The 12,688-nt window shown below is 66.4% G+C and carries 13 protein-coding genes; 6 read left to right on the forward strand and 7 right to left on the reverse strand.

What is annotated here, in order from left to right; all coding sequences use genetic code 11:
- Nucleotide 1: 1 nt before the first annotated feature.
- Nucleotides 2-670, reverse strand: a complete 669-nt coding sequence (locus RM190_RS10825; RefSeq protein ID WP_311759450.1) for a response regulator transcription factor — start codon at nucleotides 668-670, stop codon at nucleotides 2-4.
- 87 nt (nucleotides 671-757) lie between these two features.
- On the opposite strand from RM190_RS10825, the gene RM190_RS10830 reads away from it, so the two are divergent.
- The 4 genes from RM190_RS10830 to RM190_RS10845 all read left to right on the forward strand — a co-directional run bounded on the left by RM190_RS10830 (nucleotide 758) and on the right by RM190_RS10845 (nucleotide 6,000).
- Nucleotides 758-1,486 carry a response regulator transcription factor gene (locus tag RM190_RS10830; protein WP_311759451.1) on the forward strand — a complete coding sequence of 243 codons (729 nt, stop codon included), beginning with the start codon at nucleotides 758-760 and terminating at the stop codon, nucleotides 1,484-1,486.
- On the forward strand, nucleotides 1,483-4,617 hold the full coding sequence (locus RM190_RS10835; protein WP_311759452.1) for a PAS domain S-box protein: 3,135 nt from the start codon (nucleotides 1,483-1,485) through the stop codon (nucleotides 4,615-4,617). The genes RM190_RS10830 and RM190_RS10835 overlap by 4 nt, the downstream gene beginning before the upstream one ends.
- A 119-nt stretch (nucleotides 4,618-4,736) precedes the next feature.
- Nucleotides 4,737-5,042, forward strand: coding sequence for an antibiotic biosynthesis monooxygenase family protein (locus RM190_RS10840; protein ID WP_311759453.1), 306 nt, complete (start codon nucleotides 4,737-4,739; stop codon nucleotides 5,040-5,042).
- Nucleotides 5,043-5,142: 100 nt separating this feature from the next.
- Nucleotides 5,143-6,000, forward strand: coding sequence for a sigma-70 family RNA polymerase sigma factor (locus RM190_RS10845; RefSeq protein WP_311759454.1), 858 nt, complete (start codon nucleotides 5,143-5,145; stop codon nucleotides 5,998-6,000).
- A gap of 51 nt (nucleotides 6,001-6,051) precedes the next feature.
- Here the strand turns inward: RM190_RS10845 and RM190_RS10850 are convergent, their stop codons facing one another.
- The 3 genes from RM190_RS10850 to RM190_RS10860 form a co-directional block, all read right to left on the reverse strand.
- A complete protein-coding gene (locus RM190_RS10850; protein WP_311759455.1) occupies nucleotides 6,052-6,474 on the reverse strand; it encodes a glyoxalase superfamily protein in 423 nt (140 codons plus the stop codon).
- 359 nt (nucleotides 6,475-6,833) lie between these two features.
- The gene (locus tag RM190_RS10855; RefSeq protein ID WP_311759456.1) at nucleotides 6,834-7,661 is read right to left on the reverse strand and encodes an aminoglycoside phosphotransferase family protein; all 828 of its coding nucleotides are present in this window, start codon (nucleotides 7,659-7,661) and stop codon (nucleotides 6,834-6,836) included.
- 35 nt (nucleotides 7,662-7,696) lie between these two features.
- Nucleotides 7,697-8,668 (reverse strand): bile acid:sodium symporter family protein, encoded by a 972-nt coding sequence (locus RM190_RS10860; RefSeq protein ID WP_311759457.1) that lies wholly within the window; start codon nucleotides 8,666-8,668, stop codon nucleotides 7,697-7,699.
- Nucleotides 8,669-8,758: 90 nt separating this feature from the next.
- Between RM190_RS10860 and RM190_RS10865 the strand changes: the two genes are divergently transcribed.
- Nucleotides 8,759-9,484, forward strand: coding sequence for a FadR/GntR family transcriptional regulator (locus RM190_RS10865; RefSeq protein ID WP_311759458.1), 726 nt, complete (start codon nucleotides 8,759-8,761; stop codon nucleotides 9,482-9,484).
- On the opposite strand, the gene RM190_RS10870 is transcribed toward RM190_RS10865, so the two are convergent.
- From RM190_RS10870 to RM190_RS10880, 3 genes are all read right to left on the reverse strand, one after another.
- Nucleotides 9,470-9,883 carry a VOC family protein gene (locus RM190_RS10870; RefSeq protein WP_311759459.1) on the reverse strand — a complete coding sequence of 138 codons (414 nt, stop codon included), beginning with the start codon at nucleotides 9,881-9,883 and terminating at the stop codon, nucleotides 9,470-9,472. The genes RM190_RS10865 and RM190_RS10870 overlap by 15 nt on opposite strands.
- A gap of 152 nt (nucleotides 9,884-10,035) precedes the next feature.
- On the reverse strand, nucleotides 10,036-10,764 hold the full coding sequence (locus RM190_RS10875; RefSeq protein WP_311759460.1) for a hypothetical protein: 729 nt from the start codon (nucleotides 10,762-10,764) through the stop codon (nucleotides 10,036-10,038).
- 182 nt (nucleotides 10,765-10,946) lie between these two features.
- Nucleotides 10,947-11,849 (reverse strand): arginase family protein, encoded by a 903-nt coding sequence (locus RM190_RS10880; RefSeq protein WP_311759461.1) that lies wholly within the window; start codon nucleotides 11,847-11,849, stop codon nucleotides 10,947-10,949.
- A gap of 235 nt (nucleotides 11,850-12,084) precedes the next feature.
- On the opposite strand from RM190_RS10880, the gene RM190_RS10885 reads away from it, so the two are divergent.
- Complete coding sequence (locus tag RM190_RS10885) at nucleotides 12,085-12,669, forward strand: hypothetical protein (RefSeq protein WP_311759462.1); 585 nt, start codon at nucleotides 12,085-12,087, stop codon at nucleotides 12,667-12,669.
- The last annotated feature ends 19 nt before the right edge of the window (nucleotides 12,670-12,688 follow it).

Genomic DNA, 12,688 nt, shown 5'->3' on the forward strand with positions numbered 1-12,688 from the left:
CCTAGTCCGGCTCATAGCGAAAGCCCCGCCCCCGCAGCGTGACGATCTGCGCGGTGCCCAGCTTGCGGCGAAGCCGGGCGATGCGGCTGTCGATGGCGCGGTCCAGCGCCTCGGTCGTCTCGGCCGGGGCAAGCTCCAGAAGCTGGTCGCGGTCCAGCACGCGATGGGGGTTTTCGGCAAAGGTGCGGATCAGCGCGACCTCGCCCGGCGACAGGGGCGCGGTCAGCCCGTCAGGATACAGGATCCGGGCCGCGGTCAGGTCGGCGCTGGCATTCTCGAAACTGACGATCTGGCGCTGCCGTCCCAGCCGGCGCGCAAGGACGCTGCCGATCCGCGCCGCCAGCTCGCGCAGATCGACCGGCTTGACCAGATAGTCATCTGCCCCGGCCTCAAGCCCCACGATCCGCTCGACCGCGTCGGGATTGCCGGTCAGGACGATCACCGCCGCCCTGCCGATCAGGTCGCTGTCATCCAGCAGGTCGAATCCGGTCCGGCCCGGCAGGCCAAGGTCAAGCAGGATCAGGTCGCGCGGACCGGCGCGCAGGGCCGCGTCCAGCGCGATGCCGGTCGCCACGATCTCGGTCTGATAGCCAAGATCCTGAAGGAATTCGGCCAGGGCTGATGCAAAATCGGGCTCATCCTCGGCGATCAGGATACGGGCGCGCAACATCTTCAATCCCAACCCGAAATTAATTACCGCCCGAACCCCCGCATCGTATAATCGCCACCGCCGGATGTCGAGTTGCGCAGGGGAATCGTGGTCTACAGGGTCGCCATCGCCGATGACGAGATCGATCTTCTGGAAGCTGTCGCGGAATATCTGCGCGGCCACGGCTATGAGGTCCTGACCGCCGCCAATGCCGCCCAGTTCCGCGCGCTGGTCGCGGACCACGCCATCGACGTCGCGATTCTGGATATCGCCATGCCCGGAGAGGACGGGCTGTCGCTGGCAAGATGGGTCCGGCGGCAGGGCCATACCGGGATCATCTTCGCCTCGGCCTCGGGCAGCGCGATGGACCGGATCGTCGGGCTGGAGATCGGGGGCGACGACTACATGTCGAAACCCTATGACCTGCGCGAGCTTCTGGCGCGCATCCGCAGCGTCCTGCGTCGGCTGGATGCGCGTCCTTCGGCGGTGCCTTCGCCAGCCGTTGTGGCGCCTGCCGCCCGCCCGGTCAGCTTCGGCCCCTATCGCATCGATATCGACGCCCGGCGCCTGTTTCATGCCGAGCGGGGCGAGATCGTCCTGACGGCGGCCGAATTCGACCTGCTTGCCGTGCTGGCCCGGCGCCCCAATCGCGTCCTGCCACGCGGACAACTGGTCGAGCTGCTGGGCGACGAGGTTCCGGACAGCGAAAGCGACCGGCGCATCGACGTGCGGATCGCCCGCCTGCGCCGCAAGATCGAACCCGAAAGCGACCGCCCGACCTTTATCCGCACCATCCGGGGACTGGGCTATGTCCTTGATACCGACGGTGCCGCGTGAACGGGCAGGCCCAGGGCCCCGCGCAGCGCCTGCGCCGCCAGTTCGGCTGGCTGATGCTGGCCGCCGCCGTGCCGCTGGTCAGCGCGATGCTGTTTCTGGGCTGGCGCGAATTCGGGGCCGCCCGCACGGCGATCCTGAAGGACCTTGAAAACGCGCAGGGTCTGCGCCGGGCGCGGCTGGAGCAGATCGTCGATGTCGTCGATACCCATGTCGACACGATGCGCGCCTTTGTCGCGCAGAACCTGACGCATGAGGGGACGCTGCCGGAATATGCCGAGCCGCTGGATTGGCCGGGCGAAACCCGCGATCCCGCGGCCAGCCAAGGGCTGGTCATGGGCGATCCCGCCCGCATGACCCCCGCGATCCGGCGCGAGATCACCGCCGTGACACCGCTTTTCGCGCTGGCCCGCGCCATGCAGGCCTCGCGCCCCTATCTGCGCTGGAGCTATTTCTTCTCGGACAGCCGCGGCTTCGTCGCCATCTATCCGTGGAGCGACCCATCCGCGATGATCGACCCCGCCGATCCGCACAAGTCCCTGCAAGGCTATTTCGATTACCCGCTTTACACGCTGGGCCTGCCGGTCAACGACCCCGAGAAATCCGCCTATTGGTCGCCGGTCTATGTCGATGCCGGGGGCGCGGGGCTGATGGTCACCTATGCCGCCCCGGTCTGGAGCGGCGGGCGCTTTCGCGGCGTGGTCGGCACCGATGTTCTGCTATCCTATCTGTCAACGCTGCTGGCGGACTTCCCCGAGAACGAGGGCACTTTCGCGGTGATCGACCAGGACGGCAACCTGATCGCGACGCGCGACGGCGGCGCGGCCCATGCCCCGTCCCCGGTCCCGGCGCGCGGGGTGTTCGGCGCGACCGACCTGTCGCCGACACAAGGTGGATTTGACCGGCGCGGGGCGGATCTGGTCTCCAGCGATCCCATTGCGGGCACGCCCTGGCGGCTGGTCGTGACAATCCCCAATGAACGGGTCGGCTGGCTGGCGCTGAAGCGGCTTTTGCCCTTTGCGATCCTGCTTCTGGGGCTGGCGGTCTTGCTGGCGCTGGTCATGCGCGCCTTTACCCGTCGTTTCGTCGGCCCGGCGATGCGGCTGGCGGATTTCGGCGCGATGCCCCCTGATCAGGCCGCCGCCGCCCCGGTCCCGCAGGGCCTGCCCGCACCCTTCCGCGCGCTGGCCGCAAAGATCGGCGAGGCCGCGCGCAGCCATGTCGCGCAGACCAATCACCTGCGCGCGATGGTCGATGGCGTCCCACTGCGCGTCGCCTATCTGGACCCGGAGCTTGTCTATCGCGACGTGAACGCGGAATTCCTGAACTTCCTTGGGCTGGCACGCGATCAGGTCATCGGCCATCATGTGGCCGAGATCCTGGGCCCCGAGGTCGTCCGCCAGTATGAACGCGTGACCCCGGCGATCCGCCGCGGAGAGTTCGGCCGCTTCGACGGCTGGATCGACTATGTCCACCACGGTCGGCGCTATCTGCAGGTCTCGGTCCTGCCCTATCAGGGTGGCGACGCGCAGCTTCCGGGCTTTCTGACCTTCACGCTGGACCTGACGGAACATCGCAAGACGCAGGAAGCCGCGCTGAGCCACCTTGCCGCCCTGACCGAACGCGAGGAACGCTATCGCTCGGTCGTGGCGTCGGCGCTGGACGCGATCATCGTCATGGACGAGGCCGGGGTCGTGGTCGAATTCAATCCCGCGGCCGAACGTATCTTCGGTTATTCCGCCGCCGAAGCGGTCGGGCGCAGCGTCGGCGCGCTGATCGTGCCCGACGAATTCCGCGCCGCCCATGAACAGGGCCTGACCCGCTATCTGAACGGGGGCGTGGCCCGGGTGGTCGGCAAGCGGGTCGAGGTGCGGGGCCGGAACCGCGCGGGCGCGCTTTTGCCGATCGAACTGACGGTGACCGAAATGCGGCTGGCCGGTCAGCGCCTGTTCGTGTCGCATCTGCGCGACCTGACCGAGGCCAAGCGGCTGGAACGCGAGATGCAGGAAGGGCGAGACCGGCTTTATCAGGTCGAGAAGCTGTCGGCGATGGGCTCGCTTCTGGCGGGCGTCGCGCATGAGTTGAACAACCCCCTTGCCATTGTCGTGGCGCAGGCGACGCTTCTGGCGGACAAGGCCACCGACCCCGACATGCAGACGCGCGGCGAACGCATTCGCGCCGCCGCCGATCGCTGCGGCCGGATCGTGAAAAGCTTTCTGGCCATGGCCCGGCAGAAGCCCGCGCAGCGGCAATTGCTGGACATTGCCGAGGTCATCCGCACCTCGTTCGAGGTCGTGGGATACGGGCTGCGCAGTTCGGGCGTCGAAACCGCGTTCGACCTGCCCGACACGCTGCCTCGGGTTCTGGGCGACCGCGACCTGCTGGGGCAGGTCTTCGCCAATCTGGCGATCAACGCGCAGCAGGCGCTGGCCAGCCGCCCCCTGCCCCGCCTGATCCGGGTGACGGCCCGAGGCGAAGGCGGGCAAATCATCATCCGGTTCGAGGACAATGGCCCCGGCATCGCGAAGGATCTGGCTGAGCGGGTCTTTGACCCTTATTTCACCACCAAGGCGGTTGATGTCGGCACCGGGATCGGGCTGTCGATTTCCCGAAGCGTCATCGAGTCCCACGGCGGCAGCATTGCCCTGACCCAAGGCTCGCTTCCGGGTGCCTGTCTGCAGGTCGTGCTGCCCTGTGCCGATGGGGTGCCGCAGGCCCAGCCCGTCCAGCCCGCGACCGGGGGCAGGGCGATGACCGTGCTTGTCGTCGATGACGAACCCGATGTCGGCGCAAGCCTTGCCGAACTGATCGCACGCGAAGGACATGCGACGCAGTGCACGACCTCGCCGCAAGAGGCGCTGGCAATGCTGGGCAAGACACGGTTCGACGCGATGTTCACCGATCTGCGGATGCCCGGCATGGACGGTGCCGACCTTGCCCGGCAGGCGCTTTTGCTTCAGCCCGGTCTGAAGGGCCGGATCGTCGCGGTCACCGGGGCCATCCTGACAAACCTGGGCTCCATGGCGCCGGGGATGGAGCAGGGGCTGATCCTTCTGGAAAAGCCGTTTTCGACCGAAGAGGTCGCACTTGCCCTGCAAACACTTGCGGCGGGGAACGCATCCCACGCCCCCTAGGCCGGTCAGGTTGCAATTCTGCCCGGCCGTTCTCGCGTCCCCAAAATAAAACCGCGCCACCCGATCCGTTTTCGGTCGCCGCTTCGTCCTTGGTGTGTCTCTCAGGAAAGGAACCACCGATGACAAGCAAACCCGTGGTGCTGATCAATCTGCTGAAGGTCCGGCCGGGCCAGCAGCAGGCGCTGATCGCGCTTTTGCAGCGCAATATCGAAACCGTCGTCAGCACGCTTGGCGGCTGGCGGGCAAGCCGACTTATCGCCGGTGGCGACGGCGCAAGCGTCGTCATTCATTCCGAATGGGACACGCCCGAGGCCGTCGCCGCAATGCGCAACGACCCGCGCATGAAGGCCTATTTCCCGAAGATCCTGGAAATGGCCAGCTTCGAGTCGGTCATGGGCGAGGCGGTGTTTGGCGACAGCAAGTGACATTCGGGCAGAACCAAACGCGGCCCGCTTGACGGGCGGGTCGCGGATATTCTTACCTCCGGCGTCGGGGACAAGTCCGCAGGCTGATGGGACAGGGGACATGACGACCCAGGAACTGGAAGACCGCCTGAACACGCTTCGGCCGCGGCTGCACCGTTATTGCGCGCGCATGACCGGCTCAACCGTGGATGGCGAGGATATGGTGCAGGACACGCTGCTCAAGGCGCTGCGCGCCAGGGCCGCGGGGACGCAGGTTGACGACCTTGAGCCCTGGCTGCTGCGGATTGCGCATAACACCTGCCTTGATTTCCTGCGCCGCAGGTCGCGCCACGGCACCACCCCCCTTGTCGAGGATGTCGCCGATGCGCCCCTGCCCGAAGGCGAGATCGTCTCGGTCGGGTTCCACAGCTTCCTGCGCCTGCCCGAACTGCAACGCTGCGCCGTCATCCTGAAGGACGTCCTTGGCCATTCGGTCGAAGAGGTGGCGGTGATCGCCGGCTGCTCGCCCGCCGCCGCCAAGTCCGCGCTGCAACGCGGCCGCGCGGCCCTGCGCAAGCTGGCCGAATTGCCCGAGGATACCCGGCTGCCCCTGCTGCCGGATGCGCAGCGTCAGAAGATGGCGGCCTATGTCGCCCTGTTCCAGCGCGGAGAATTCGATACGATCCGGGACATGCTGGCCGAGGATGTCAGGCTTGAACTGGTCAACCGGCTGAGGCTTGAGGGTCGCCAGAATGTCGGGCTGTACCTCACCCGCTATGCCGAAGCGACGCAATGGACCTTTGCATTCGGGGCTGTTGATGGGCATCCGGCGATGCTGGTCTTCGACAAGACCGGTGCCATGGAACGCCCCGCGCATTTCGTCCTGATCGACTGGCAGGATGGCAGGATCGCGGCGATCCGCGATTTCCTGTTCGCGCCCTATGGGATCGCAGCCGCCGAATGGGTGCGGCTGGACTGAAGGCCGCCCCGGACGGCGATGCGGCATTGACCTCCGGGGCGGTTTTTCGATCTAGGCGCCGGCCAGTTCGACCACCAGTTGCGGCTGGCCGTCCGAGGTGTGGCGATGCGACCGGCCGTGTTCGTCGATCACAGCCCTGATCTGGCGGCGCAGGTTCGAAAAGCTTTCGAACCGCACGACGTCCACCGGCTGGTCAAAGCGGATCTCGATCTGGCGGTGGCTGGCCGGGCCGGACAGGCCGATGACGGTGCCGGAAAAGCCCTGCCCCAGATAACGGCCCCGCACCTGATCGCCGACCGCCAGTTCGGGCGGCGCATTGCCAAGCGCCAGCCGCGCGTGAAGCGTGTTCCAGTCCCTTGCCCCATGCTGGCGCGCGACCAGTTCCAACGCCTGCGCGTGGCTGATCGCGGTTCCCTGCTCGGAAAGCGCCGCGCGCAGCGCCCTTGCCTGCGCCTTGGCTTCATCGATGGTCATAGGCTGCACTCCCGATGCGCCAGCGCCTTCGGCGCGCCAAGGCGACCGACGCGATCTGGACCGGGTGAAGACGGATTAACTTGTTGGACAGCGTGCCGGACAGACATCGCCCACTCCTCTTGCAGAGGCATTTCAGGATGGATGGGAGCCTGCATTGCCCACCACGCGAAATGCTTCGAGGGTGAGATGTCGTCGTCTTCCGGGCTTCACCGTGACTCGCGTCCGCAGGCGGCAGGTGCCCGGCACCTTGATGCGGCTGGTAACGCGCCGCAGCCCTCGGGTCAAGCCGTCGCGGGCGCAGCTCTTGCGCAGCATGATGACGGTGCCGGCCAGCCGCAACTTGTCCGGTCCCTCCGCCGCTATCGCACCAGTTCCGCCGCAGCAAGGGAGGCAATTTCCAGATCTACCCGGACCAGAGGGTCGTTGTCCTGTAGAAACCACGCAGCCGACAATCCGGTCCATGCCAGGATCCACTGCAGCAGGCGGCGACGATCCATGCGAGCCGCCCCGGCCACCACCTCAAGCCGTTGCTGAAAGTGGCCGGGCAGCGTGGCGACGGGTCGCGTCGGATCGCTCAGGTCGGGATTGGTGAAGATGTTCGCGAAGTCGAAGCCGCGTTCGCCAAACAGCGCGTGCGGATCGATGGCTAGCCAGCCCCGCGGCCCGAAATCAAGCACGTTGTCGTGGTGCAGATCGCCGTGCAGGACGACCTGATCCCTTGGATCGGCCAGCAGCATCCGCGCGGTTTCAAGGCTGTGGGTCAGGATCCCCCCATGCGCCGCCACAGCGGGCTCAAGGTCGCGGAACCAGTGTGGCAGGGGCACCAGCTCGGGGATCGGGCCGGGTCTTTTGCGATGCAGCCGGGCGGCGGTGGCGCAAAGGATGCGACAGGCCCTGGCATCGTCGCCGCCACGGGCCATGTCGCCAAGGGACCGGCCACCCGTGGCGCGTTCGATCAGCAGCGCGGTTTCGTCGCGCGCGATGATCCGCGCCGCCCCATCGCCACCCCACCACTCCATCAGCGCGGCGCCGCGCCGCTGATCGGGGTTCGAGGACAGTTTCAGCATCGCGCGGGTGCCGTTCTGCAGCACCGGAACAAGCCGGGCCGCCGGGGTGGTGATCGGCTGTCCATCCGCGACAAGGTTCCACCGGTCCAGATATGGCTTGAACATCGCGCCCCCTGTCATGCGACCCGCATGTTGGCAAAAGACTTGGCCGGGATTCAAGCCGATGTGGCGGCAGCCCGTTCGGCATATCGCCGGGCCAGGACCGCGCCGACCATGATCTGGATCTGGTTGTACAGCATGATCGGCAGGACGATCATGCCAAAACCGGTCGCCCCCGCGAACAGCACCTGCGCCAAGGGCAACCCCGAAGCCAGGCTTTTCTTTGACCCGCAGAACACGGCCGCGATCTCATCCTCGCGCGACAGGCCCAGGAAGCGCGCGCCTCTGGTGGTGAAGGCGATGACGACCAGAAGGATCGCAAGGCAAAGCGCACAGGCCATGACCAATCCGCCCAAAGGCAGGACCTGCCAAAGCCCGCCGGTGACGGATTGCGAAAAGGCGGCATAGATGATCAGCACGATGACGCCCTGGTCATAGTTCGACAGCCACCTGCCATTCCGTTGCAGGGTATTTCCGATCCAGCGATGGGCCAGCTGGCCAAGGCCGAAGGGCAGCAGAAGCTGCAGGCAGACATCGCGCAGGGTCTGGCCCAGATCCATCGCTCCGCTGGCGGCCGAGCCGATCAGAAGGCTCATCAGCAGCGGCGTGAGCAGCAGCCCAAGGACGTTCGATCCCGCCGAGTTGCAGACCGCCGCCGGCACATTGCCCCGCGCCATCGCCGTATAGGCGATCGACGAGGACACGGCCGAAGGCAGCACCCCCAGATAGACGAAGCCCAGGGCCAGGTCGGCGGGCAGGATCGCCTCTGGCAGCAGGCGCAGCGGCAGGACGATCACCGGAAAGACCACGAAGGTGCTCATCAGGATGAACAGATGCAGCTGCCACTGCTTCAGCCCGTCCAGGATGGTGCGCGGCGACAGCGCCGCCCCGTGCAGGAAGAACAGCATCGCAACCGCAGCCGTCCCAAGGCCATCGACGACACCCGCCGCCCGTCCCGTGGCGGGGGCCAGCGTGGCCAGCACAACCGCGCCGATCATCAACATCAGGAACGGATCCAGTTTCTTCACGGCGGCGACCTCCTTCGGTGGACACAAAGCTTGCACGGCGATGCGCCAGCCTTATGAGAGGAATGGATTGGTCTGCAAATTGGTCTGTTCATGAACGAAATCCCGGCTTCCCGCCGCAATCATGCCGAAGTCACCGCGACATTGCGGGGCTGGATCGAGGCCGGGCGCTGGCAGCCGCAAGAAGCCCTGCCGCCCGAACGCGCGCTGGCAGTCGAGCTTGCCTGCAGCCGTGAAACCCTGCGCCGCGCATTGCACACCCTCAGCGCCGAGGGGCAGATCTGGCGCCATCAGGGCAAGGGCACCTTTCTTGGACCCGGCGCCGCCGACCGGACATTGCCCTTGCAGGTGCTGATCGAAAGCGCCTCGACCCATGATCTGATCGAGGCGCGGCTGGTCTTTGAACCGGCCCTTGCCGCGGCGGCGGCGCTGGCCGCAAAGGACAGCGACATCAGCCGGATGCGCGAACTGGCGACCGCGACCGGGACGGCGGCGAACTGGCGGGATTACGAACGTCTGGATGACGCATTCCACAGGTCGATCGCGCAGGCCAGCGCCAACGCGCTGCTGATCGGGCTTTACACCAACCTGGTCGCAATGCGCGGACGCGCGCGCTGGCAAAGGCACCATGACGCGGTCTATCGCAAGGCGCAGAAGCTGGAATATGCCACCGCCCAAAGGGCGCTGCACCTGGCCATCGTCGAGGCCATCGCAGCCCGCGACCAGACCGCGGCGCATCGGGCCATGACCGAACACCTGACCGCGATCCGCAGGCTTTTGCGGGAAGCAGAGGATGGGTTGCGGTCAGGCCGCGCCTGATCCCTGGCCGGGCGGGACGGGAATGTCCTCGTGCAGGCAAAGGATGTTTCCCTCGGTATCGTTGAACCATGCCGCTTTTTCGGAACCCAGGACGCAGACATGGCCCTCGGTCTTGAAGCCCGGAAGGTCATAATCGGAAAACACCACGCCACGGCTTTCCAGCTGGTCGATCGACGACCGAATGTCCTCGACCCGGAAACTTAGCGCGGTGTGTTCGGCCTTGGTGCCCTCGTCCCTGGGGAAAAGCGCGATCTCGGTGTTGCCGCAGCGATAAACCACCTTGCCGTCCGGGCGCGCCTGACCCGCCGGCAGGGCCAGCAGCCGTTCATAGAAATCCCGCGCCCGGGCAAGATCCCGGACCGGCAGCATCACGGTGACCTGACTGCTTTCCAGTTGCATGGCCTTGCCCGCCTTGGACCGTCGCCAACGATCTTACGCCGGGAACTGATTCCAGACCAGCGCCGTCAGGGGGCATTCCCCGGCGCGCAGGATAAAGGGCCGGGGGATTTGCGCCCCGGCCCCTTGCCCTTCGCGTCCGTCTTGCAAGCCGATCAGCCGCCAGCCCCTTCCGAGTCCGAGCCGCCGTCGCTGCCCGATCCTCCATCGCCGGAGCCGCCATCGCTGGACCCACCGTCGCTGGAGCCGCCATCACTACCCGAGCCGCTGTCGCTGCCCGAACCACTGTCGCTACCGGAATCGGTGCCGCCGCCCGTATCGGTGCCGCTGCCGCCGTCATCGGTGCCACCACCGTCCATGCCGCCGTCGTCCGATCCGGTTCCGCCGTCATCGGTTCCACCGTCGGTCGCGCCATCATCGTCGGTATCGTCACCCGGCGTCGCACCCGCCCCCGGGTCCACGGCCGAGGGGCTGGCGGCATCATCGGTGCCGTTCGCCTTCTGGTCCTCTTCGCCCAGAATACGCTCGCCATTCACCTTGATCAGGCGGCCCTCGACAAGGTTATAGACCAGGTTGATGTCATTGTTGTCGCGTGTCGCGGTGATGGTCATCAACGAGCCTTCGCGCAGAATATGGATATTCTGGAAACCCTGCGCGACAAGCGTGCTCGCGATGTTTTCGTCGTTCATGGATTGATTGAAGGCCGGATATTCCGAAATCACCTGAGTCGCGACGGGCGGAACGCCCTTCGCCTCGGTGGCGGCTTGCGGCACCACCGTCGTCTGGCCATTTCCGGTCACGACCTCCGCGGCGGCCTGGGCCATTGCATAGCTGCTTGCTCCAGCCGTCAGAACAACCGCGGTCAGCATCCCTTTCACAAACATGTCGCCACTCCCATACACTTTGCGACCGCTCAACGCCGTCTAGGGGCCGCGGGTTCTGGCATGTAACGGGAACGTCAATTGACGGCATACGCGGGGCGATTGCGGATCGCGCCCCGGCTCGGAGGGTTCGGGAGGGATTTCGCGGCCCGTCCGACCGCCGATGACGCCGCCTGCCGGTCCCGCTATCGCAGCGGCAGGCGCGACAGGATATCCACGATGACCGCGGCATAGGCGCCATCGGGATCAAGGTCGGGATCGAACACGGTCAGGGTCATTCCGATGCAGCCCGGTTCCGCCACGCACCGGCCAAGGACATGGACGACCTCATCGACGTCCAGGCCCGGAGAGCCGGGCGAATCCACCGCGGGCATGATCCTTTGGTCAAGGACATCGACATCGAAATGGACCCAGAACCCCCGGCCCGGCAGCCTGTCCAGGGTCTGGCGGATCCTGTCGACGACGGCGGGCATGCCGATCCGCCTCGCCTCGAATATGTCCAGGCGCTCGATCTCGGTCAGGTTCACGTCGGGCCAGGCGAAGTCGGGATCCCGGCTTTCCCTTTCCCCCAGCTGGACCACGTTCCGGTCCTGAACCAGCGGACCGGTCACGCCCGGCCAATCGGTCATCAGCGCCTCGCCGCGCCCGGTGGCCAGGGCAAGGTCCATCCCGGCGACCGCGCCCAGCACCGAGGCCGGATCGTAATTGCCGGGATGGCGGAAATCGCTGTGGCCGTCGACATGCACCAGCGACAGCTGCCCGTGCCGCCGCGCCCCGGCCAGCGCGCCCAGAAGGACCGAGCAATCGCCCCCGACCACCAGCGCAAACCGGCCGTCCTGCACCGCCCGGTCGACCTCATCGGCCAGCACAAGGTTGAAGCGGCGCATTTGGGGGCCATTCCTCAGCCGCGTTCCCGGCTGTGCCGCCGCCGAGTAATCGGGGCGCGCAAGTTCGACGATCCCGCCGGGATCGGTGGCGCTTTTCAGCCCCGCAGCCATAAGGGCGGCGGGCGCGCGCCACGCACCGGGTTCGTGGCCGGGCCGCAGTGGCCGCAGGCCAAGGTTCGAAGGCGCAAGGATGATCCGCATCCGGCAGTCCTGCTTGGGGTCTTGTCGCCCGCAAGGTTAGACAGGTTTCCCGACCTTGTCCGCTTCGATCGCTTGGCCCGGACGAACGCGCGAAACCGGCATGCCCGCGCCGCGTGGCGGAAAAGTCGCGGTCGGGGCGCGGCACCGCGTCATCCGGTCATTCCCCTGTTGAGCGGGGCCGAGTCACGCTTCACCCTGAAAACACCCACGGACCACGAGGATGACGGACTTGCGATTGACCGCGCTCGCCCTCTCGATCGGCCTTGTCGCCTCTGCCGCTGCCGCGCAGGAGGCCCCGGCCGGTCCCGACCGGAACTTCTTCGTCTTCACCGGCCGTATGCTGGACGCCGATATGGGGGAAAGCGTCAACGTGATCGGTGCCGATTACGAGGACAATTACATCACGGGGCTGGGCGTCCAGAGCTTTTTCCTGCATTCGCGCCGGACCAGCGTCGGATATGAACTGGGGATCGCCACGCGCTATGGCGAGGATCGCACGACCGAGGCTTGGGGTGGGCTGGTGGCGCGGATCGACAATTGGCAACTGGCCCGCAACATCTTTCTTTCGCCCTCGATCGTCTTCGGGCTCAGCTATGTCGACGCCGCCCATGCCGGGCGCGAACAGCGGCTTGAGGCCGAATATGACGGGGACGCGCAACTGGTATTCTATCTCAGCCCAGAGCTGGATTTCAAAGTGTCGCCGGAATCCCGCTACAGCTTCTTCTGGCGGCTTCACCATCGCTCGGGCGCGTGGAAGACCTTGGGCGACATGAAGGGCGCGTCGAATGCCAATGTCTTTGGCCTGCGCGTCAGGTTCTGACCATCCGGCCCTGCAACGG

The sequence above is a fragment of the Paracoccus broussonetiae genome, assembly GCF_031854425.1.
GTDB lineage: Bacteria > Pseudomonadota > Alphaproteobacteria > Rhodobacterales > Rhodobacteraceae > Paracoccus > Paracoccus broussonetiae.

Bases quoted from the DNA above. Each gene is read 5' to 3' on its own strand.
- RM190_RS10855 (WP_311759456.1), bottom strand. From the start codon at position 7,661: ATGACAGGGGGCGCGATGTTCAAGCCATATCTGGACCGGTGGAACCTT.
- RM190_RS10845 (WP_311759454.1), top strand. From the start codon at position 5,143: ATGACGACCCAGGAACTGGAAGACCGCCTGAACACGCTTCGGCCGCGG.
- RM190_RS10870 (WP_311759459.1), bottom strand. From the start codon at position 9,883: ATGCAACTGGAAAGCAGTCAGGTCACCGTGATGCTGCCGGTCCGGGAT.
- RM190_RS10840 (WP_311759453.1), top strand. From the start codon at position 4,737: ATGACAAGCAAACCCGTGGTGCTGATCAATCTGCTGAAGGTCCGGCCG.
- RM190_RS10880 (WP_311759461.1), bottom strand. From the start codon at position 11,849: ATGCGGATCATCCTTGCGCCTTCGAACCTTGGCCTGCGGCCACTGCGG.
- RM190_RS10875 (WP_311759460.1), bottom strand. From the start codon at position 10,764: ATGTTTGTGAAAGGGATGCTGACCGCGGTTGTTCTGACGGCTGGAGCA.
- RM190_RS10825 (WP_311759450.1), bottom strand. From the start codon at position 670: ATGTTGCGCGCCCGTATCCTGATCGCCGAGGATGAGCCCGATTTTGCA.
- RM190_RS10850 (WP_311759455.1), bottom strand. From the start codon at position 6,474: ATGACCATCGATGAAGCCAAGGCGCAGGCAAGGGCGCTGCGCGCGGCG.
- RM190_RS10865 (WP_311759458.1), top strand. From the start codon at position 8,759: ATGAACGAAATCCCGGCTTCCCGCCGCAATCATGCCGAAGTCACCGCG.